Genomic DNA, 21569 nt, shown 5'->3' with positions numbered 1-21569 from the left:
GTCGTGGAACTGCGGTACTCCGGGGGTATGACAGTGCCGCAAGATGACGTGACGTCGGTAACGGTTGGGCAGTTCTACCCTTATTCGGCCGGGCAGGTGTGGCAGGCAATAACGTCCGCCACCTTGGTCTCGGACTGGACTGCGGGGGAGGACGCGAAGTCCTTCAAGGCCGGCACGAAGTTCACGCTCGCGACCTTTCCGCTGCCGGAGGTGGGCTTCGCGGGTAGCGGTGAATGCGAGTTCATCGAGTTGGTGCCCAACGAACGTATGGCGTACCGGTTCACCACGCCCGAGAAGGCGTGGGACCTCCTTGTCACGTGGACACTGCATCCTGAATCGGGCGGTACGCGATTACTGGTGGTGCACAACGGTTTCGATGCGGCCAGGCCTTCCCATGAGCGGCTACGCGACTTAGTTCGGGACATTTGGAACATGGTGACGTTTCGGATCTCCGAGGTATTGGAGTCATCCGCCGCCGAAGAACCTCCTGCAGAGGACGCGGCATCGTTCACTCTCGGGGAGTTCTATCCGCACCCGCGCGAACATGTTTGGCGCGTTGTCACCTCGAAGGAATTCGTCGGTGAGGTGGTGAACGAACATGACCTGCACTCTGTGGAAACCGGTCGTCGATTGACCATCAGCACCTATCCGATACCGATCGTCGGATTCACCGGCAAGGTCGAGATGGAATTCCTGGAGGTACGTGAGCCCGAGCTCATAGTGTGCACCTTCGAAATCCCAATCATGGAGGGGCGCACGGTGTTGCACAACACGTGGCGGTTCCGCCCCAAAGATGGCGGAACGCAACTGTGGTTCACCCTCAGCGGATTCGATCCCCGTTCGCAGCTCAATCGTCAGCTCCGTGCGGTTCTGCACGGAGGGGCCGTTCCGGTGTTTTCTCGGATCGGTGAGTTGCTTGAGGGGCGCGGCCCCCGCAATTGAGTCGCGCTCTCCCGCTTCGGCCCCGAGCGCTCGGTCGATCGGGAATGATTGGTCCCGTGACGGAGTCGGTCAAATTCGTCAAAGTTGAGCGGAACAGACTCAAGATTCCTGACGTTAGAACTAGTGACCAACTTTTCTCTCAACCCACGGAGGTGTTGTGGACTCGTTCAATCCGACCACGAAAACCCAGGCCGCGCTGACCGCTGCTCTTCAGGCGGCGACCGCAGCAGGCAACCCCGAAATCCGCCCCGCCCACCTGTTGGTGGCGCTGCTGAGCCAAACCGACGGCATCGCTGCGCCGTTGCTTCAGGCGGTGGGTGTGGATCCCGCGACCGTGCGTGGCGAGGCGCAGGCCATCGCCGACCGGCTACCGCAGGTCAGCAACGCCAGTGCCAACCCGCAGCTGTCGCGCGACTCTATCGCCGCGATCACCACGGCGCAGCAGCTCGCCAACGAGCTCAATGACGATTACGTGTCCACCGAGCACCTGCTTGTCGGCCTGGCCACCGGTGAATCGGATATCGCCAAGCTGCTCGTCAACCATGGAGCCACCGCGGAGGCGCTGCGCGATGCATTCGTCCAGGTGCGCGGCAGCGGCCGGGTGACCAGCGCCGAGCCCGAGGCGACGTTCCAGGCGCTGGAGAAGTACTCCACTGACCTGACCGCCCTTGCCCGCGAGGGCAAGCTCGACCCGGTCATCGGTCGCGATACCGAAATCCGCCGCGTCGTGCAGGTACTGAGCCGTCGCACCAAGAACAATCCGGTGCTGATCGGCGAGCCCGGTGTCGGCAAAACTGCCATCGTCGAGGGCCTTGCGCAGCGCATCATTGCCGGTGACGTGCCCGAGAGCCTGCGCGGCAAGACAGTGGTCTCGCTGGACCTCGGCTCGATGGTGGCCGGTGCCAAGTACCGCGGTGAGTTCGAGGAGCGGCTTAAGGCTGTCCTGGATGAGATCAAAAACTCTGCGGGACAGCTGATTACGTTCATCGACGAGCTGCACACCATCGTGGGTGCGGGTGCGACCGGTGAATCGGCGATGGACGCCGGCAACATGATCAAGCCGATGCTGGCGCGTGGCGAGCTGCGTCTGGTCGGCGCCACGACCCTCGACGAGTACCGCAAGTACATCGAGAAGGACGCCGCGTTGGAGCGTCGCTTCCAGCAGGTGCTGGTGGGCGAGCCATCGGTGGAGGACACCGTCGGCATCCTGCGTGGCATCAAGGAGCGCTACGAGATCCACCATGGGGTGCGGATCACCGACTCCGCCCTGGTGGCCGCCGCGACGCTGTCCGATCGGTACATCACCTCGCGTTTCCTGCCGGATAAGGCCATCGACCTGGTCGACGAGGCCGCCTCGCGCCTGCGCATGGAAATCGACTCACGCCCCGTGGAAATCGACGAGGTCGAGCGCGTCGTTCGTCGTCTCGAGATCGAAGAAATGGCCCTCACCAAGGAAAACGATGAGGCGTCAAAGCAGCGACTGGCGAAGCTGCGCGAGGAACTGGCCGATAAGAAGGAGCGGCTCAGCGAGCTCACCGCGCGGTGGCAGAACGAGAAGAACGCCATCGACGTAGTCCGGGATCTCAAGGAGCAGTTGGAAACCCTCAAGGGTGAATCCGATCGCGCCGAGCGGGACGGCGATCTGGGTAAGGCCGCGGAGCTGCGCTACGGGCGGATTCCCGATCTGGAGAAGCAATTGGAGGCCTCACTTCCGGGTGCGCAGGCGCGCGAGAGCGTCATGCTCAAGGAAGAGGTCGGACCCGACGACGTGGCGGATGTGGTGTCGGCCTGGACCGGCATCCCGACTGGGCGGCTCATGGAGGGCGAGACAGCCAAGCTGCTGCGGATGGAAGACGTGTTGGGCGCGCGGGTCGTGGGCCAGACGAAGGCCGTCGAGGCTGTATCGGATGCGGTGCGTCGCACCCGGGCCGGTGTCGCCGACCCGAACCGGCCCACCGGTTCGTTCCTGTTCCTGGGACCCACCGGTGTCGGCAAGACCGAGCTGGCCAAGGCGCTTGCGGAATTCTTGTTCGACGACGAGCACGCCATGGTGCGTATCGACATGTCCGAGTACGGCGAAAAACATTCGGTCGCAAGGCTTGTCGGCGCTCCTCCGGGATACGTCGGATACGACCAAGGCGGCCAGCTGACCGAAGCGGTGCGACGTCGCCCGTACACCGTGGTGCTGTTCGACGAGGTCGAAAAGGCGCACCCGGACGTGTTCGACGTGCTGCTGCAGGTGCTCGACGAGGGACGGCTCACTGACGGCCAGGGCCGCACGGTGGACTTCCGGAACACCATCTTGATCCTCACCTCCAACCTGGGGGCCGGCGGCTCCGAGGAGCAGGTGATGGCGGCGGTGCGCGCCAAGTTCAAGCCGGAGTTCATCAACCGGCTCGACGACGTGCTTATCTTCGAGGGGCTCAACCCCGAGGAGTTGGTGCATATCGTTGACATCCAGCTAGGACAGCTGCAGAAGCGGCTGGCGCAGCGTCGGCTCTCCCTCGAGGTATCCGAGCCAGCCAAGAAGTGGCTGGCCCAGCGCGGGTTCGACCCGATCTACGGAGCCCGTCCGCTGCGCCGCTTGGTCCAGAAGTCCATCGGTGACCAGCTGGCCAGACAGCTGCTGGCTGGTGATGTGCACGATGGCGATGTCGTTCCGGTGAACGTGAGCGCCGACGGCGACTCGCTCATCCTGGGCTGATTCGCGCCGAGCGTGACGTCAGTGCGGAATTTGTGCTTGTTTCCCGCGCTGACGTCACGCTCGAGTTGTCACGGACCGGTAACTCTCGGTCACGATCTGAGTGCTCTGCGCAGCACTTGGGCTGGTACCGGTTAGGCTGTCGCGGATGGCTCTGCTCTGGTTCACGCTGTCCGCACTCTGCTTCGTCTGTGCGGGCGTACTTCTGTACGTGGATATAGGCCGCCGGCGTGGCCGCGGACACCGCCGCAAGGCGTGGGCGCGATCGCACGGCTTTGATTTCATGTCGCAGGACAAAGAGATCGTCAAGCGCTGGAACCGCGGCGTGATGTCGAGCGCGGGATCAGCAGCGGCCGGCAATGTGGTCCTCGGACAGATTCGCGGCGAGGCCGTCTACGTCTTCGACTTGGAGGATGTCGCGACCATCATCGCGCTGCACCGCAAGGTCGGCACGAATGTCATGGTGGACCTGCGGCTCAAGGTCATGCAGGAGCCCCGCGAATCCGATATCTGGCTGCTTGGCGCCATTGGGCCACGCATGGTGTATTCCACCAATCTGGATGCCGCCCGACGGGCCTGCGACCGGCGCATGGTCACGTTCGCCCACACCGCTACCGAAACGGCAGAGGTGTTGTGGAACGAACAGCATTGGACGCTGGCCGCGCTGCCCGTCAACAGCGGTCGCGAGCAGTGGGATGAGGGTCTCAAGGCTGTGCGCCAGTTCAACGATCTGTTGCGGGTGCTGCCACCGTCCGGTGAATCGGCTCCGTCGCCCATTCAGGCCGCGGCGCGTCCCAGCCGGCCGGTAGGCGTGTCAGGGCCCGCCAAGGAACCGGAGCCCGCCTCCGTGGCGCCTGCCGGTCAGCGGCCCGCTGCCCACCCGTACTCCTGACCGGTCCCGCGCACGCTGCCCTCGGTACGCTGACGAACCATGGTTGAAGGTCCTCGCGCAAGCGGCTCATCTGGGGATGATGGTCTTCGCGCAAGCGGCTCATCCGCGGCTGGCTCACCTGCGCGTCCGGTCGCGCTCATCACCGGTCCCACTTCGGGTCTGGGCGGCGGGTTCGCCCGCAAGTACGCCTCCCTGGGGTATGACGTGGTGCTGGTGGCCCGCGACGAGCAACGGCTGGGCGCACTGGCCGACGAACTCACCTGCCGGTTCGGCGTCAATGCCGAGGTGCTGCCCGCCGACCTCGCCGAGTCGGCCGATCGTGCGAAGGTCGCCAAGCGCATCGCTGCGGGAGTGTCGGTGTTGGTCAACAATGCGGGATTCGCCACCGCCGGCGAGTTCTGGACCGCCGCGCCCGAACTGCTGAAATCGCAGCTCGATGTCAATGTCACCGCGGTCATGGGGCTCACCCGCGCAGCGCTTCCCGTGATGATCGAAGCGGGCAGCGGCACCGTCATCAACGTGGCGAGTGTCGCGGGCTTGGTGTCGGGGCGGGGATCCACCTACTCGGCGTCCAAGGCCTGGGTGGTGTCGTTCACCGAGGGCTTAGCAAATGGCTTGCAGGGCACCGGTGTTGGCATGCACGTGCTGTGCCCGGGGTTCATCCGCACGGAGTTTCACGAGCGAGCCGGAATCGAGATGGGGTCCATCCCGGAATTCATGTGGCTGCAGGTCGATGATGTGGTGAACGCCTGCCTGCAGGACATCGCAGCCGGCAAGGTGCTCAGCGTTCCGGGCCTCCAGTACAAGGCGATGACGTCGGTGAGCCGAGTAGTACCAAGGGGTTTGGTGCGGAAATTCAATAGTGTGGTAGGACGTGGCCGTGGGAGAACCTGATCTGACAGCGCAGGACCGTGACGAGTTGGCGGCCCTGGTCCGCGATATTGCGGTGGTGCACGGCAAGGTGACGTTGTCGTCGGGCAAGGAGGCCGACTACTACGTCGACCTGCGGCGGGCGACGCTGCATCACCGTGCCGGTGCGCTTATCGGGCGGCTGGTACGTGAACTGACGAGCGACTGGGACTACGCCGGAGTGGGTGGACTGACCCTGGGCGCCGACCCCGTCGCGACGGCGGTCATGCACGCGCCTGGGCGGCCGATTGACGCATTTGTGGTGCGCAAGGGAGTGAAAGCCCATGGGATGCAACGGTTGATCGAGGGATTCGATGTCTCCGGTCAGCAGGTCTTGGTGGTCGAGGACACCAGCACGACGGGCGGATCTGCTCTGACGGCCGTGCGTGCGGTCCGTGAGGCCGGCGGCAACGTTATTGGGGTGGCCACCGTCGTCGACCGAGACACCGGCGCCGCCGAAGCCATTCGGGCCGAGGGCGTTCCCTATCGGTATGTGCTGGGACTGGCGGATCTCGGCCTGGCCGGATCGTGACGTTCCGGCGGGTCCTCGCCGCGCTACTCGCCGGTGTCTTGATTTTGGCGGGCTGCTCGAAAGACCCTGAGAAACAACTGGTTTACGGTGCGCAGGCCGCCAAGATCGGCGAGACGCAAAACCTGTTGGGCTGGAATCTCGGCGTCGCCAACTTACGTTTCCAGAATGGGTACGTCCTGGTCGACGTCACCGGTGCGACCGCCAAACCAGGGGAGAAGCCTGCCGCGGCCGCTGATCTGAGATTCGGGCTGTACGGGTCGTTGTCGCATCCGTTGGAAGTGCCGGCGTTGAAATCGTGCGGCGATCTCGCTGACCTTTCGGTACATCCGCTGGTCTCGCCGACGCCTGAACAGCTCACCGGCACGGTGTGTCTGGGACCCATGCAGAACCAAAGCGCGGTACGCGGCGTCTACGCGTACTCGGCGAAGGATCGCATCGCCGGAACCACCGTCGCCTACCCGGTGGCATACCCGATGGGACTGCTGCCCACCCCGCAGAACGACTCCGGTCTGGTCATTACCACCAAGAGCATGGAGGCCTGGCATCAATCCGGACAACAGCTCAGTCAAGCTGACCTTGGTGACCCAAATGCATTCAACGGCAATGGATTCGCGCTACTGGGGCTGAATATATCGGGAATCGCGGCGCGCTACCGTGACGAATCGGCCGAGCGGGGAGGTCCACTCATGGTGACGGTGGCGCCGACGCTGCCCGGTGATGGTCTCGCGCGTAGTTGTGCCATCTATGGGGCATCGGTGCTGGTCCTGCCCGACGCTGCGCTCGACGCCGTGCAGTTGCAGCCGTCGTTGTGCCTGCAGGGCGAGATCAACGCCGCGGTGCTGGGAGGGACGCTGTCGGTGGTGGGCACGCACGCCGCGGTGTGGACTAACCGTGGCTGACGACCACGTTGGGGCTGACCCTGCGGATCCGTCGCTATGGGGCGCCACCGGCAATGGCGTAGGGCCTTGGGCAACCGAACGCGGTCTGCCGGTACCGGAGGATCCGCGCTATGACCCGGAGCTGCTGCGCGACGGCGATTCCCGCAATGTCGTTGATGCTTACCGCTATTGGCGGCGAGAGGCCGTCATCGCGGATATAGACAAGCGGCGGCACCGGCTACACATCGCCATCGAGAATTTCGAGAATGATGCGAATATCGGCACGGTGGTACGTACGGCCAACGCGTTCGCGGTGCACACCGTGCACATCGTCGGACGGCGCCGCTGGAATCGGCGCGGCGCCATGGTCACCGATCGCTACCAGCATCTGATGCACCACGACAGCACCGACGAGCTTCTCGAGTACGCGAAGCTGACCGGTCTGACGGTGGTGGCCGTCGACAATGTGCCCGGATCGGTGCCGCTGGAGACGGCCACGCTGCCCGCGGACTGCTTGATGGTCTTCGGTCAAGAGGGCCCGGGTGTCACCGACACATCGAAAGGCGGTGCGGTGATGACGGTTTCGATAGCGCAATTCGGGTCGACGCGCAGCGTCAACGCCGGGGTGGCCGCGGGTATCGCCATGCACGCTTGGATCCGTCAGCATGCCGATATGGACAAGGCTTGGTGAGCCACGCCTAGTATCGAGGGCATGGATGTGCTGTGGGCCAACCGCGCCAGTAGCGCCGAAGCCGCAATCATCGCCAGGCACTTCTCGTCGCTGTGGCATCTACCGGGCATGCGGCTGGGCATCGTCACGTGGCCGCCCGCGCCGGGTGCCGTCTGGTTCAAGAACTGGCATTACTGGTGGCAGGCGCATCTGCAGGACTGCCTGATCGATGCGCAGTTGCGTGACCCGCGACCGGAACGGCTCAAGCACATCGCGGATATGCAACGCGCGCACCGCTTCCGCAATGTCTTCATGTGGACCAACCAGTACTACGACGATATGGCCTGGTTGGCATTGGCGATGCAGCGAGCCTCCGAACTGCTGGGCCTGGAGCGTCCCCGTGCACTAAATCGGCTGCGACAGCAGTTTCTCGACGCGTGGATGCCGCAGTACGGAGGTGGCATCCCGTGGCGCAAACAGGACAAGTTCTTCAACACCCCCGCAAACGGGCCGGCCGCAATCGTGTTGGCGCGCACCGGAAGAGTGTGGCGCGCCGAGGTAATGTCGGACTGGATCGACGAGACCCTCGTCGACCCCGAATCGCATCTGGTGATCGACGGCATCCAGGAGGACGGCACCCTCGAGCGCGCCATCTACACCTATTGCCAAGGCGTCGTGTTGGGGCTGGAGACCGAACTCGCCGTGCGGACCGGCGAACCGCGTCATGCCGAGCGGGTGCATCGGCTCGTCCAAGCGGTTCGTGATCACTTGACCACGGAAGGCGTCATTCAGGGCAGCGGCGGTGGAGATGGTGGGCTGTTCAACGGGATTCTCGCCCGCAACCTGGCGTTGGTGGCCACCGCGCTGCCCGAGAACTCCGCGCAGGACACCGGTGCCCGCGCGATCGCCCGTGACATTCTGCTGGCTTCGGCTGAGGCCGCGTGGGTCAACCGGCTGACGGTGGAGGATCTTCCGTTGTTCGGTGCGGACTGGACCCGGATCGCGGACCTGCCGACCACGCACTCGGCGGCGTCGCAGTTCATCGCCGGTGCGGTCAATCCGTCTAAGGTGCCCGAGCGTGATCTGTCGGTGCAGCTGTCCGGCTGGATGCTCCTTGAGGCCGCGCATGTCGTCGCCTGAGGGGAGAACCTGAGATGGCGCGGGAGGATTTCAGCTTTTTCCATCCCTTGCGCGTGCGTTGGGCCGAGGTGGATGCGCAAGGTGTCGTCTTCAATGCCCACTATCTGGCGTTCTTCGACGTCGCGCTCACCGAGTACTGGGCAGTCCTGACCGGTGCACGCAACGCCAACGGCGACGGGGTTTTCGAGCACATGTATGTGGTGAGGTCGGTCATCGACTATCACTCGCCAGCCCGTTTCGACGACCTCGTAGATATCGGGGTGCGTATCGCCCGGATGGGCCGTGCCAGCATGACCTGTCACTTCGAAATCCACCGTGGCGGTGAACACCTGATCACCGGTGAGACCGTCTACGTACATGCGATCGACGGCAAGTCCGCGCCGTTCCCAGATGGGTTCCGGGACAATGTCACCGAATTCGAGAAGACCGAGGTTGACCCCGTAGCCCGCTGAACCGCACGTCGCGATCCGCTTTTGCAGGGAATGCGCGAGTAGCCCCGGCCTGGGCCGTCTGTCCGTTAGGCCTCGGTGGGCGTCTCCGGCTGCTTTGCGGCCTTGCGGCGTCGCATCCATTCGAAGAACATCGGGGCCACCGAGACCAGCACGATCAGGATGAAGATCGGCTCGAGCAGCTTCTGGATGATCTCGAACTGGCCCAGCCAGTAGCCCAGCAGCGTCAGGCCCGCACCCCACACCACGGCGCCCAAGATGTTGTAGAGCGCGAAAATCGGGTAGCTCATCTTGGCCGCGCCCGCGGTGATCGGGGCCAGGGTCCGCACGATCGGCACGAACCGGGCGATCACGATGGCGAACGGACCGCGCTTCTCGAAGAAGGCGTGCGCCTCGTCGAGGTAGAGCTGCTTGAGGAAGCGCGCGTCGGGCTTGAACATCGAGGTGCCAATTCCGCGGCCGATCCAGTAGCCGACCTGCCCGCCCAGGATGGCGGCGAGAGGAACGAAGACCAACAGCTGCCAGAGCTGAAAATTGGCCTGTGGTGCACCATCGGCGGCGGCTGCGGCCGTGCCGGCGGCCAACATCCCAGCCACGAACAACAACGAGTCACCGGGTAGCACCGGGAACAGCACACCTGACTCCGCAAAGATCACCACCAGCAACCCGAGCAGCGCCAGGGTTCCGAAGTGGCCGAGCAGTTTGACCGGATCCAGGAAATCCGGCATGAGTGCCAGGTTGGTGACGGATTCGGGTGCAGCCAGCAAGTTCACGCGGCCAACCCTACCGGCGGTATGTGGACATAACTTGGCTGGCTTATGGTGAGGGGCGAATCCCACTGAGCACCGACATGGAGGTCACCCGTGCCCATCGCGACGCCTGAGGTCTACGCCGAAATGCTGGACCGGGCCAAGGAGCACTCCTTCGCCTTTCCGGCGATCAACTGCACCTCGTCGGAGACGATCAACGCAGCCATCAAGGGCTTCGCCGATGCGGGCAGCGACGGCATCATCCAGTTCTCCACCGGAGGAGCGGAATTCGGCTCCGGTCTGGGCATCAAGGACATGGTGACCGGATCGGTCGCGCTCGCGGAATTCGCGCATGTGGTCGCCGCCAAGTACGACATCACTGTCGCTCTGCACACCGACCACTGCCCCAAGGACAAGCTGGACGGCTTCGTACGCCCGCTGATCGCCATCTCGCAGGAGCGGGTCGCCGCCGGGCAGAACCCGCTGTTCCAGTCGCACATGTGGGACGGCTCGGCGGTGCCGATCGGCGAGAACCTTCAGATCGCGGCTGAACTGCTGGCTGCGACCGCCAAGGCTCACATCATCCTCGAGGTGGAGATCGGTGTCGTCGGCGGCGAGGAGGACGGCGTCGAGGCCGAGATCAACGAGAAGCTCTACACCTCCTCGGAGGACTTCGAGAAGACCGTCGACGCGCTTGGTGTCGGCGAGAAGGGCCGGTACCTGCTGGCCGCGACGTTCGGCAACGTGCACGGCGTGTACAAGCCGGGCAACGTCAAGCTCAAGCCGGAGGTGCTGGCCGAGGGGCAGCGCGTCGCCGCGGCCAAGCTCGGACTGGCGGAGGGTTCCAAGCCGTTCGACTTCGTGTTTCACGGTGGATCGGGCTCGCTGAAGTCGGAGATCGAGGACTCACTGCGGTACGGCGTGGTCAAGATGAATGTCGACACCGACACCCAGTACGCCTTCACCCGGCCGGTCGCCGGGCACATGTTCGCCAACTACGACGGTGTGCTCAAGATCGACGGCGAGGTGGGAAACAAGAAGTTCTATGACCCGCGCAGCTACCTGAAGAAGGCCGAGGCCAGCATGACCGAGCGTGTCATCGAGGCCTGCAACGATCTGAAGTCGGCCAGCCGGTCGGTCTCCGCCGGCTGACCGTCAGGAATCGTTGGGAGGCGGGGCGGACGCAGTGCGATCCGCCCTTACCCATTCGGTGGCGCCGCGCTTCTTGGCCATCCCGCCAAAAAGTTGCAGCTTCCGGAGTGCAAAGGTGCTGAGCCTGAGCAGTGTGCGGGCAGGCATGACCTTCCGCCCAAATGTGAGCCAGGCCGCGATGATCGTGGACAAAAAGACGCCCACGTTCGTCGTTGCCAGGATAAAGCCGGCATAGCCGAATCCGAACGCTGCGAATACCAATTCCAGAATCCAGACTCCGGCAACGGCGGCGCCGAGGATGAACAATGGCGGTACCAGCGTATCGAGGACCACTGCCAGTAGATCCACGTTTCGGTCCCGAATACCGCGAAGCAGATACTTGGGTGCGGTCTTGAGCATTATGCCGAGGTGCCCTTGATTCCAGCGCTCACTTTGGCCACGAACGCCTTCTGCCGTGGTCGGAAACACGCTCGTGACGCCGACTGATGGCCAAAAGTACGCGGCTTTGCCCACCGATGCGAGATCGAGGCCAAGCTTCATGTCCTCGACGATGTTCCCTGTCGCGAGTGGCGCTGACTGAATAACCTCCCACGGAAAGGCCATGCCGGTACCCATCAGTTGGACGGCACAGTTCAAATTTCTCAGCCCCAGCGGGCGAATAAAGTTCTTGAGGAGAAACGCGAACTCCAGAAGCTTGTGATCCTCCGGCGAGTTCTCTGCAGCTCTCATGAGAAAGCACGCTTGAACTGGGCGTTGCAGTTGCCCGGATACCCGCGCCAGGGTGGGCACCAAAGATGCTTCGACCCGGCAATCGGCGTCTATGAAGATAACCACATCTGGGGGATCGCTGCGGAGATACTCGATTGCGTGACTTAACGCGTAGCCCTTGCCGATCTTCTCCAGATCCGCACGTTCGATGACTTCCGCTCCATTGCGCCGAGCGACTGCCGCCGTATCGTCAGAGCAATTGTCCGCCACCACGATGACGCGATTTCCCGGGACTAATTGAGGCGTGATATCCCGGAGGGTTGGGACAATGCCGGTACTTTCATTGCGGGCGGGGATAACGACAGCCAGCGTGCGCGGAGCCCCGGAATCAAGATCATTTTCTGGATGCCTGACCTTTCGCAGCGAACCAGTTGCTTCGATGAGCAAGGTGCCCACCGGAATACTGGGTATTGCCGCGATGAGAAGAAGGATCAGCGAAATCACGCTCGTCCTCCTGTCGTCAGGGTCATGACCGTGGTGAAGCGTACTTGTTTGCGACGGTGGGTGTCCGCTCGACGCCGAGGCGGCATGATGTTCACGACCTCGTTGTCGTGGCGACGATGGGTGACCGGGAGGGCAGCACTGATGGCGCGTGTCAGGAGGTCGGACAGGTGACGGACCGACCTATGCGACTTGCGTATGTCGTCAACGGTTATCCCGCAGCCAGCCATAGCTTCATCCGGCGTGAGATTCTCGCGCTAGAACGCCAGGGGCATGAGGTCTTGCGGGTTTCCATTCGTGGCTGGGACTACCCCCTACCTGGCGAAGAAGACCAGCGTGAGCGGGCGATGACCCGATACGTTCTTCAGGGTGGTTTCGCTCCGCTGCTGGCCGCATTCCTCCGGGTCTTGTTGACGAGGCCCGTACGGCTGACGAAGGCGTTGGCGTTGGCGTGGCGGGTGGGTTACAGGTCTTCCCGACCGTTGTGGGTCCACTTCGTCTACTTGGTGGAAGCGTGCCTCGTTCTCCGATGGGTTGACGATTTCGGTTCCGAACACCTGCACGCGCATTTCGGTACTAACTCGGCCGAAGTCGCCATGCTGACCCATGAGCTCGGTGGACCGGGTTGGAGTTTCACCGCCCATGGGCCCGATGAATTCGACAGCGCGGCGGCAATCGCACTGCCCGAGAAGATCCGTAGATCCGATTTCGCGGTTGCGGTTTCGTCATTTGGCCGGAGTCAACTCTATCGGCAGGTCTCGCACGAGTACTGGTCGAAAATCAAGGTGGTGCGGTGCGGGATAGATAAGGGTTTTCACCAGGATCCCGCGGACACTCCCATTGTTGACAATCGGCTGGTGTGTGTTGGCCGACTAAGTGAGCAGAAGGGTCAACTGCTTCTCGTAGAGGCCGCTCGCCGGCTATCGGAGCGGGGCATCACTTTCGAACTGGTTCTGGTCGGCGACGGGGACATGCGTGGCGAAATCGAACGCTTGGTCTCGTCTTATCGGCTTGGCGACTCTGTTCGGATCACCGGCTGGCTGAGTAACGGCCAGGTGCGCGAGGAGATTCTGAAGTCGCGTGCGATGGTTCTGCCTAGCTTCGCGGAGGGGCTTCCGGTGGTGATCATGGAGGCCATGGTTTTGCAGCGTCCCGTGCTCAGCACGTTCGTGGCAGGAATCCCCGAGCTGGTCCGCGATGGCGAGCACGGATGGTTGGTGCCCGCTGGTGATGTCGAGGCGCTGGTGGCGGCCATGGCGAATTGCCTGAGTGCGTCGAGCGAGGCCATCACGGCGATGGGCGAGGCCGCGCGGCTGGCGATCCTGGAATGCCACGATGTGGACAAAGAGGCCGGTGAACTCGCTAGGCACATTTCGGAGTCCGTCGCGACGCGCCAGCTGACCGCGTGAGTCCTAGTCCGACTGGCAGATCTTCCATTCCTTGTCGCGGAACTGCAGATCGAAACTTCGCGACGACCGGGTCTGCGGCGCAAACGCCATGAACGAGGTGACGTTGGCCTCGGCGTGTTCGCCGTTGACGACGACTTCATCGATGCTTGCCACCACTGGGTACTGCTTGGCGGTCGCCACCTTCTGATAGGTCTGCGACCACTCGGCATCGGGGTAGCGGACGTAACCGTCGCGGGTCTCGCCGCAGGTGATGGTCCGCAGCGCGGCCAGGTTCCCGGTCTGGATGGCGTTGTCGTAGCTCTGAATGCTGTTGCGCACCAGCTCTTCTTGTGAGGCCTTGGGCGTGCTGCTGCGTGAGATGACGACGGCGGCAAGCACGATCACTGCGGCCAACGCCGCGACGACGAGCGCGAGCGCGATCACCCAACCCCAGCTGCGCTTCTCTTCCTTGCGGGGCGCGATGGTTTCCGGGGCCGCCGCCTTGGGGCGCGCCTGCGTCGACAGTGGCGCGATGAGCTCGGTTTTCGGATCATCGCCCACGGGAGCGATCATCTCGGTCTTGTTGGCATCGAATCCCGGCGCCGTGTAGCGCGGAACCTCAGGTTTAGCCGAGGGCATCACGACGGTTTGGGCGTCGTCCAATGGGGGCACCGGGCCGGTGTCGGCGGTATCAAAGATCTCCGGTGTGTTGGCGGCGCCTTCCGGCTGCTCGGCGGAGTCCTCAGGCGTGCCGACCTGTGCGTCGGGCGTGGCCTCGGGGTTTCCACCGGTGGGGTTCGCCATGCGTTTCGTTCCTATCCATGCTTAACGCTTTTCGCGCAGCGCCTCATCGATCCGGGCCCACCCTATCGCGATCGTGGCAGACGGTTCGCGTCACAATGGCTGCCATGAGTCCAATGCATGATCTGCTGGGTCCCGAGCCGGTGCTGCTACCCGGAGACCACGACGCCGAATCGGCCCTGCTCAACGGGCAGGACCCCGCGGCGGTGGCGGCGGCGTATCCCGCCGCGTCGATCGCCTGGGCCGAACTGGCCGAGAACGCGCTAGACGATGATGGCTCGATTGCGAGCACCGTCACGGCCTACGCGTTCGCACGCACCGGATATCACCGGGGCCTGGACCAGTTGCGACGAAACGGGTGGAAGGGCTTCGGTCCGGTGCCGTACTCGCATGAGCCCAACCGGGGCTTCCTGCGGGCCGTGGCGGCCCTGGCGCGCGCCGCGCAGCTGATCGGGGAGAGCCCCGAGTTCGCGCGGTGCTGCGATCTGCTCGACGACTGCGATCCCGCTGCTCGTCCCGCACTCGGCCTCTAAACGCTTTCCCCGACACGCCGTCTTGCGGCGAGAAGGTGCGATACGAGCCCGCCAGGAGACGGCGTGTCGGCGAGATTGACCCGCAAGGGGAACTCATTGCCCTATGCGAACTTTTGCATATAAGTTCGAGTGGTCGAGAGGAGTCGCGGTGGGAGCTGGACATGATCACGGGCAGGTCGCCAATCCGGCTGATGCCCGGGTGGGCCGCATGGTGGTGTCGCTGGGCATTGTCGGGTCGTTCTTTGTGCTCGAACTCGTCGTCGCCCTGCTGATCAATTCGCTCGCCCTGTTGGCGGATGCCGGTCATATGCTCACCGACCTGGTCGGCCTCATCATGGGGCTCAGTGCCATCGTGCTGGCACGTCGCGGAAGTAGCTCTCCGGCAAGGACGTACGGATGGCACCGGGCCGAGGTGCTCACCGCGATCGTGAACGCCGCGCTACTGACGGGCATCGCGGCCTTCGTCATGTACGAGGCGGTGGAGCGTCTCACCAGCGGTGCACCCCCGGAGGTGCCCGGTCTGCCGATGATGGTGGTGGCCTTGGCGGGCCTGGCCGCCAACGTGGTGGTGATCTGGCTGCTGCGTTCGCACGCCGAGAGCAGCCTTGCGGTGCGCGGTGCATACATGGAGGTGCTGGCCGACGCCGTCGGCAGCGTCGGGGTGTTGGTGGCCGCCATCATCACCCTCACCACCAGCTGGCAGTACGCCGATATCGTTGTCGGCGTTCTCATCTCGGTGTGGATTCTGCCGCGTGCGTTCTCGCTGGCGCGGGCCGCGCTGCGCATCCTGACCGAGACCTCGCCCAAGCACATCGACGTCGACGAGTTACGGGCGGCACTGCTCGCCGTCGACGGGGTGACCAGCGTGCATGATCTGCACGTGTGGACGCTGGTGCCCGGTAAGGACATGGCCACCGTGCATCTGACTAGCACGGCAGATGCTGCCCAGGTGCTGGCAGCGGCACGGTCCGTGCTTACCGATCGCGGTCTGCCGCATGCCACCATTCAGGTGGAACCGCCTGAGGCGCAGGAGCATTGCGAAGAGCACGCCAACTGGTGACGAAGTTAGAGCAGCTTGGCCCAGAATCGGAAGAGTGCGCCGCCCAGTTCGGCGAAACCGGGGTCGACGCCCAATGATTCGACGATCCAGTACACGGCACCGAAGAACGCCCGGTTGATCGGCGGCGACATCAACAGCACGAACAAGATCAGGAAGCCGAACGTCTTGAAGTTGGCGAGCGAGTGCTGCGTCCGCGGACTCAAATGCGGTTCCAGTGCCCCGTATCCGTCCAGTCCGGGTACCGGCAGGAGGTTGAGCACTACCGCCGTCACCTGGAGAAAGCCAAGGAAAGCCATCGCCGCCCAGAACACCGCGTGCTCTGCCCAGTTCGCGAAAAGTGTTGTTGCCCCGAGAATCAAAACGGCCAGCACTGCGTTGGCGGTTGGACCGGCCAGGCTCACCAGGGTGCGCTGCCGATTGCTCATCCCGGCGGTGTGTACATAGACCGCGCCGCCCGGTAGCCCGATGCCGCCGAGCGCGATGAATACCAGCGGAAGTGCCAGGGACAGCACGGGATCGGTGTACTTGAGCGGGTTGAGCGTCAGGTACCCGCGCGCGCCGGTGTCACCGAAGCGCCACGCGGTGTAAGCATGCCCAAACTCGTGCAGACACAGCGACACCACCCAGCCGGCGAGCACGGAGACGAACACCCCGCCTCGTGCCAGTGGCTCCGTGGAGTTGCCGCCGAGCCATGCGACCACCGCCCCGGCGATGGTCAGCGCGACGAGCCCCAGAAAGACGGGGCTGGGACGGACGGACTGCTTGGTGTTCACCGAGTTGTCTCCTCTTCGCGCGAGCGGCTCATCGGCGCCGAAACTACCGGACGAATAGCCACCCGTGCTGGTGGCGATAGAACGTGGACCTGGTGACCGTGCGCGGACCCGCGACGCCGTCGCGGACGACAACGGCTCCCTCGGTGCCCAGCTGGACGGCTCGGCCGGTCACCCAGCGGCGGGGCAGGAGCCGCGGTAGGCGCCGCACCGAGGCGCGTAGGCCGGGCTGGGACTCTGTGGGCTCCACGTCGACGGCGGCGGCGCCGTTGGAGGGCCCGAACAGCAGGGTGTCGTCGACCGTTGCCTCGCCGGTGATGCGGTTTCCGGCAGCGCTCTGCCAGGTGGCGCGGCCGGCGACCGCGGTGCCCGTGTCATCGCGGATGAGCGGCAGTCGAACGGCTCGGCCGTAGCGGGCCCGCCGCGCCGCACCAAATTTGATCCGGTAGAGGTGCTTCGCGCGCGAGCGCCGATCCGGTACGAAACCCAGCTCCACGTCCAGCCTTTCGGCGCGCATCAGCCGGGTCAACACCGCACCGAGATCGTCGTCGGCGCCGACCACGATGAGCCGCGTGGTGCCGTCCGGGAGTCCATCCACGACGGCGCGTAGTGCATCGGGCCCGTCTACCCGCTCCGTGGGGAGACCTCGGAGAGCACGGGGCAGCGGGCGCGCACCGAATAGCAAAACGAGCACGGGAACCTCCTTCACCTGTCCGGATACACCGAAAGCCTGTGGCCTGCGATACAGTGGCTCACCGGCTGAACAACATTTTGCACGCGCAGCGCTGCGCCGCGATGGCCCGCGGTGGGGCCTGCCAACAGGGAAGCGCAGAGAAAACGCATGCCGGCAATAGTCCTGATCGGCGCTCAATGGGGTGACGAGGGGAAAGGCAAGGCAACCGACCTGCTCGGTGGCTCCGTTCAATGGGTAGTCCGCTACCAAGGCGGTAACAACGCCGGACACACGGTCGTGTTGCCCAACGGGGAGAACTTCGCCCTGCACCTCATCCCCTCGGGCATCCTCACCCCGGGAGTGACCAACGTCATCGGCAACGGAGTCGTCGTCGATCCCGGCGTATTGCTGACCGAGCTTGCAGGTCTGGAGCAACGCGGTATCGACACCTCGGGTCTCATCCTTTCCGCGGACGCGCATCTGTTGATGCCGTACCACGTCGCGATCGACAAGGTGACCGAAAGGTACTTGGGGTCCAAGAAGATTGGCACCACCGGCCGCGGTATCGGCCCCTGCTATCAGGACAAGGTCGCGCGTATCGGGATCCGGGTCGCCGACGTTCTCGACGAGGAATCTCTGCGCCAAAAGGTGCACGCCGCACTGGAATTCAAGAACCAGGTGCTGGTCAAGATCTACAACCGCAAGGCGCTCGACCCGGACCAGGTGGTGGACGGCGTGCTGGAGCAGGCCGAGGGCTTCAAGCACCGCATCGCCGACGCCCGCCTGCGGCTCAATCAGGCGTTGGAGCGTGGTGAGACGGTCCTACTGGAGGGATCGCAGGGCACGCTGCTCGACGTCGATCACGGCACTTATCCCTTTGTGACGTCCTCGAATCCGACCGCCGGTGGCGCGTCGGTGGGCTCCGGTATCGGTCCCACCCGCATCACCACGGTGCTGGGGATCTTGAAGGCGTACACCACCCGAGTGGGTTCGGGCCCCTTCCCCACCGAGCTGTTCGACGAGCATGGCGCGTACCTGGCCAAGACCGGTGGCGAGGTGGGTGTCACCACCGGCCGCGCCCGGCGTTGCGGATGGTTTGACGCCGTCATCGCCCGGTACGCCACCCGAGTCAACGGCATCACCGACTACTTCCTCACCAAACTCGATGTGCTGTCGAGCCTGGAGACGGTGCCGATCTGCGTCGGATACGAGGTGGACGGCAAGCGCACCAACGAGATGCCGATGACCCAGAGCGAAATCTACCGCGCTACACCGGTTTACGAGGAGCTTCCGGGCTGGTGGGAGGATATCTCCGGGGCGCGGGAATTCGATGATCTGCCCGCCAAAGCGCGTGACTACGTGCTGCGGTTGGAGGAGCTCTCGGGCGCGCCGATGTCGTGCATCGGTGTCGGGCCGGGCCGCGATCAGACGATCGTCCGGCGCGACATACTCTCGCGGTCATGACCGCTGATGGAGACCGACTCGCCGCGCTGCACGAGGAGATGAATCGGGCGATCCGTGAAATCCGTGGTGGAGGCTTCCCGCAGTACTCGCCGTCGTCGGTGGGGCCGGGCTTCGGTCGATTCCTGACCGCCATGCGAAGGCTTCAGGATCTCGCGGTGTCGGCCGATATGGACGATCCGCGCTGGGATGAGGCGGCGAACCTCAGCGAGAAACTCGTCGAGTTGATGGACCCGTACGAGGCGCCCGAGGGTGTCGGCCCCGCGAACCGGGTTGCCGACGAACCAGCCAACGGGCATCTGCTGCTCCCGCCGTGGTTCATTGACAAGGCCGGCCCGGACGGCATCGAGGCTCACGGCGACTTCCCGCGGTTCTATTTGGGCGGTAACGGCGCCGTGCACGGCGGCATCCTGCCGCTGCTGTTCGATCACCTTTTCGGGATGACCGTCATCATCGCGGGGCGCACCATCAGCCGCACGGCGTTCCTGCATGTCAACTATCGCCAGGTGGTCCCCGTCGGCGTACCACTGACGGCCCGCAGTCGCATCGACGAGGTAGATCGCCGCAAGGCGTTCGTCTCGGCGGAGTTGCACGACGCCGCCGGAACGGTGTTGGCAGATGCCACCGCACTCATGGTGCAGCTGCTGCCCGGTCAGCCGTAACCACTTAGCGGTCAGCCTGTTTCATGGTGGCCTCCTCGAGGTCCAGGCCCCGTAGCACCGTGCGCAGCACCTCGTCGTCGATATTGCCGGCGTCGCGTTCGGCGATGAACACCTCACGCTCGGTGTCGAGCATTTCCAGACGCAGGTTCCGGAACGCCGCCATGGGACTCTCGCCGGCGTCCTCGTCGCTGCGCCCCAGCCGCTCCCATGCCGCGTTGCGTCGGCGGGTGTTCCAGTGCCGCAGTATTTCGGCGGCGCGGCTGCGCACGTTGGTGTCCTCGATGCCGTCGTTGTCGTCGAGCAGCGCTTCGAGACGGTCGGCGGCCGCGCGGGCGGCCTTGTCCTGGGCCGCGGCCTCGGCGAGCGCGTCCTTGCGCTCGTCGTCGCTCTGCACGCCGAGCACGCGAATTACCCAAGGCAGCGTAAGTCCATGCAGCAGCAAGGTTCCCACCACAACCACAAACGTCAGGAACACGATGTGCGGGTGCCCGGGCAGCGGCTCGCCGCTGAGGGTGGTGAGCGGTACCGCGAAGGCCATCGCCAGTGACACCACCCCACGCATGCCGGCCCACGCCACCACGAAAACCCCACGTGCCGAGGGGCGTTGGCCAGGTGGCCGCAGATATGCGAAGGCGAAGACGAACAGGATCCGCACCACGATCACCGTTATCAGCACCGCTATGGACGACAGCACAATCGTCTGGAACGAGAGCCCGCGCAGTCCCTGAATCACCGCGGGCAGTTGCAATCCGATGAGCAGGAAGGCGAAGGACTCCAAGAGCAGCTGTACCGCTCTCCACACCGCATCGTCCTGTAGCCGGGTGGCGTAGCCGGCGCGCGACGAGCGATGCCCGAGCATTAAGCCGGCCACCACCACGGCGATTACCCCGGAACCGTGAATCTCCTCGGCGAGCAGATAGGCGAAGAACGGCACCACCAGCCCGATCGCGCTCTCCGCGAGGGGGTCGTCGAGCTTGCATCGAATGATATTGACCACCTTGCCGATGACGAATCCGACGAATACACCACCGACGGCTGCGAGTGCGAACACCCTGAGGCCGTCGGTCACGGTGGCACCGAGCCCGACCGCCGCGGCGATCGCCACCCGATACGCGGTGAGTGCGGTCGCATCGTTGAGCAGGCTCTCGCCGCCCAGGAGCGTCATGATGTTGCGCGGCAGGCCCAGGCGTCGGCCGATGGCGGTGGCCGACACGGCGTCGGGTGGGGCCACGATGGCGCCCAGCACCATCGCGCCGGCCAGCGGCAGCTCGGGAACGGTGTAGAACGCGACGAAGCCCACCGCGACGGTGGTGAGCAGCGGGAGCAGCACTGCGAGGCCGCTCACGGCCCTGATGTTCTTGCGCAGATTGACGTACGAACTTTCCAGCGCCGTCGTGTAGAGCAGTGGCGGCAGGATCACGAACAGCACGAGGTCTGGATCCATTTCGATGGGCGGTAAGCCCGGGATCGCGGTGGCTGCCAGACCCGCGACCACCAGCACCAACGGCGCGGGAAGGCCGAACCGCCGGGAAATCGCGGCCAGGACCAGGGCGGCAGTCAGTACCGCCAGCAGTGAAACGTTCACGTTCGTATTGTGTGCGGAGTGCGCAGCAGGGAGCGAGGTGGGCAGAGATGAGACGACTATTTCGGCGTGGATCCCGGGTACCCGAGACGGCGGGTGGCGGCCTCTGCCCGGAGCTTGCGGCTGACGCCGGCCATGACCCGCTGCCCAGAACGCCGGGTGACTGCGAGGACTGTGCGGCATTGGGCGAGCAGGTGTGGGCTCATTTGCGCATGTGCCTGGAGTGTGGCCGGGTTGGCTGTTGCGATTCCAGCCCCCACCAGCACGCCACCGCACATTTTCATGCGACCGGACATCCGGTGATGCGTTCGCACGAGCCGGGGGAGAACTGGCGTTGGTGTTACGTCCACAGCACTCTCGGTTGAAGATGTGTGGCAATCTGGCACGCTAGGCACGGTCTAATAGGGCCGCAGGAC

22 protein-coding genes are annotated in these 21569 nt (G+C 64.4%); 16 read left to right on the top strand and 6 right to left on the bottom strand.

Translation table 11 applies throughout. The features are described 5' to 3' along the window. Nucleotides 1-27 precede the first annotated feature (27 nt). From FZI91_RS06345 to FZI91_RS06305, 9 genes are all read left to right on the top strand, one after another. Nucleotides 28-942 carry an SRPBCC family protein gene (locus tag FZI91_RS06345; protein ID WP_155938009.1) on the top strand — a complete coding sequence of 305 codons (915 nt, stop codon included), beginning with the start codon at nt 28-30 and terminating at the stop codon, nt 940-942. A 157-nt stretch (nt 943-1099) separates the two neighbouring features. Continuing rightward, nucleotides 1100-3646, top strand: coding sequence for an ATP-dependent chaperone ClpB (clpB, locus tag FZI91_RS06340; protein WP_162525399.1), 2547 nt, complete (start codon nt 1100-1102; stop codon nt 3644-3646). A gap of 145 nt (nt 3647-3791) precedes the next feature. Beyond that, nucleotides 3792-4535, top strand: a complete 744-nt coding sequence (ttfA, locus tag FZI91_RS06335; protein ID WP_239001576.1) for a trehalose monomycolate transport factor TtfA — start codon at nt 3792-3794, stop codon at nt 4533-4535. Nucleotides 4536-4574: 39 nt separating this feature from the next. Continuing rightward, entirely contained in the window at nt 4575-5429 is an 855-nt protein-coding gene (locus tag FZI91_RS06330; protein ID WP_155938008.1) for an SDR family oxidoreductase, read from the top strand. Then, complete coding sequence (gene pyrE / locus FZI91_RS06325; protein ID WP_162525398.1) at nt 5410-5976, top strand: orotate phosphoribosyltransferase; 567 nt, start codon at nt 5410-5412, stop codon at nt 5974-5976. Before FZI91_RS06330 ends, pyrE begins: the two co-directional genes overlap by 20 nt. Then, a complete protein-coding gene (locus tag FZI91_RS06320) occupies nt 5973-6875 on the top strand; it encodes a hypothetical protein (protein WP_162525397.1) in 903 nt (300 codons plus the stop codon). The genes pyrE and FZI91_RS06320 overlap by 4 nt, the downstream gene beginning before the upstream one ends. Continuing rightward, nucleotides 6868-7545: an RNA methyltransferase gene (locus tag FZI91_RS06315; protein WP_162525396.1), complete on the top strand. Its 678-nt coding sequence runs from the start codon at nt 6868-6870 to the stop codon at nt 7543-7545. Before FZI91_RS06320 ends, FZI91_RS06315 begins: the two co-directional genes overlap by 8 nt. 21 nt (nt 7546-7566) lie before the next feature. Next, entirely contained in the window at nt 7567-8664 is a 1098-nt protein-coding gene (locus tag FZI91_RS06310; protein WP_155938007.1) for a glycoside hydrolase family 76 protein, read from the top strand. Between the two features lie 14 nt (nt 8665-8678). Next, nucleotides 8679-9116 (top strand): thioesterase family protein, encoded by a 438-nt coding sequence (locus FZI91_RS06305; protein ID WP_155938006.1) that lies wholly within the window; start codon nt 8679-8681, stop codon nt 9114-9116. A gap of 65 nt (nt 9117-9181) precedes the next feature. On the opposite strand, the gene FZI91_RS06300 is transcribed toward FZI91_RS06305, so the two are convergent. After that, entirely contained in the window at nt 9182-9841 is a 660-nt protein-coding gene (locus FZI91_RS06300; protein WP_155938540.1) for a DedA family protein, read from the bottom strand. Between the two features lie 135 nt (nt 9842-9976). On the opposite strand from FZI91_RS06300, the gene fbaA reads away from it, so the two are divergent. After that, nucleotides 9977-11014, top strand: coding sequence for a class II fructose-bisphosphate aldolase (fbaA, locus tag FZI91_RS06295; RefSeq protein ID WP_162525395.1), 1038 nt, complete (start codon nt 9977-9979; stop codon nt 11012-11014). Between the two features lie 3 nt (nt 11015-11017). Here the strand turns inward: fbaA and FZI91_RS06290 are convergent, their stop codons facing one another. Continuing rightward, a complete protein-coding gene (locus FZI91_RS06290) occupies nt 11018-12226 on the bottom strand; it encodes a glycosyltransferase family 2 protein (RefSeq protein ID WP_155938005.1) in 1209 nt (402 codons plus the stop codon). 167 nt (nt 12227-12393) lie between these two features. Here FZI91_RS06290 and FZI91_RS06285 point away from each other — a divergent pair, with 167 nt between their 5' ends. Further along, nucleotides 12394-13632: a glycosyltransferase gene (locus FZI91_RS06285; protein ID WP_203448757.1), complete on the top strand. Its 1239-nt coding sequence runs from the start codon at nt 12394-12396 to the stop codon at nt 13630-13632. A 3-nt stretch (nt 13633-13635) separates the two neighbouring features. Here FZI91_RS06285 and FZI91_RS06280 read toward each other — a convergent pair whose 3' ends face one another. Further along, nucleotides 13636-14415, bottom strand: coding sequence for a DUF4878 domain-containing protein (locus tag FZI91_RS06280; protein ID WP_155938004.1), 780 nt, complete (start codon nt 14413-14415; stop codon nt 13636-13638). 104 nt (nt 14416-14519) lie between these two features. On the opposite strand from FZI91_RS06280, the gene FZI91_RS06275 reads away from it, so the two are divergent. Both FZI91_RS06275 and FZI91_RS06270 read left to right on the top strand, forming a co-directional pair. Continuing rightward, complete coding sequence (locus tag FZI91_RS06275; RefSeq protein ID WP_203448756.1) at nt 14520-14945, top strand: DUF3151 domain-containing protein; 426 nt, start codon at nt 14520-14522, stop codon at nt 14943-14945. A gap of 148 nt (nt 14946-15093) precedes the next feature. After that, nucleotides 15094-16005, top strand: a complete 912-nt coding sequence (locus tag FZI91_RS06270) for a cation diffusion facilitator family transporter (RefSeq protein WP_162525394.1) — start codon at nt 15094-15096, stop codon at nt 16003-16005. A 5-nt stretch (nt 16006-16010) separates the two neighbouring features. Here FZI91_RS06270 and FZI91_RS06265 read toward each other — a convergent pair whose 3' ends face one another. Further along, nucleotides 16011-16778, bottom strand: a complete 768-nt coding sequence (locus tag FZI91_RS06265; RefSeq protein WP_162525393.1) for a site-2 protease family protein — start codon at nt 16776-16778, stop codon at nt 16011-16013. Between the two features lie 43 nt (nt 16779-16821). After that, nucleotides 16822-17484 carry a peptidase M50 gene (locus tag FZI91_RS06260; RefSeq protein ID WP_162525392.1) on the bottom strand — a complete coding sequence of 221 codons (663 nt, stop codon included), beginning with the start codon at nt 17482-17484 and terminating at the stop codon, nt 16822-16824. Nucleotides 17485-17616: 132 nt separating this feature from the next. Here FZI91_RS06260 and FZI91_RS06255 point away from each other — a divergent pair, with 132 nt between their 5' ends. After that, the gene (locus FZI91_RS06255; RefSeq protein ID WP_155938002.1) at nt 17617-18912 is read left to right on the top strand and encodes an adenylosuccinate synthase; all 1296 of its coding nucleotides are present in this window, start codon (nt 17617-17619) and stop codon (nt 18910-18912) included. Further along, nucleotides 18909-19571 carry a PaaI family thioesterase gene (locus FZI91_RS06250; protein WP_155938001.1) on the top strand — a complete coding sequence of 221 codons (663 nt, stop codon included), beginning with the start codon at nt 18909-18911 and terminating at the stop codon, nt 19569-19571. Before FZI91_RS06255 ends, FZI91_RS06250 begins: the two co-directional genes overlap by 4 nt. A 4-nt stretch (nt 19572-19575) precedes the next feature. On the opposite strand, the gene FZI91_RS06245 is transcribed toward FZI91_RS06250, so the two are convergent. Then, entirely contained in the window at nt 19576-21156 is a 1581-nt protein-coding gene (locus FZI91_RS06245) for a Na+/H+ antiporter (RefSeq protein WP_162525391.1), read from the bottom strand. Between the two features lie 47 nt (nt 21157-21203). On the opposite strand from FZI91_RS06245, the gene FZI91_RS06240 reads away from it, so the two are divergent. Next, nucleotides 21204-21518 carry a UBP-type zinc finger domain-containing protein gene (locus FZI91_RS06240; RefSeq protein WP_155938000.1) on the top strand — a complete coding sequence of 105 codons (315 nt, stop codon included), beginning with the start codon at nt 21204-21206 and terminating at the stop codon, nt 21516-21518. Nucleotides 21519-21569 lie beyond the last annotated feature (51 nt).

The sequence above is a fragment of the Mycobacteroides sp. CBMA 271 genome (assembly GCF_009729205.1).
Lineage (GTDB): Bacteria > Actinomycetota > Actinomycetes > Mycobacteriales > Mycobacteriaceae > Mycobacterium.
Note: the sequence above shows the minus strand (reverse complement) of the source record. Positions and strands in the feature narration are given on the sequence as shown.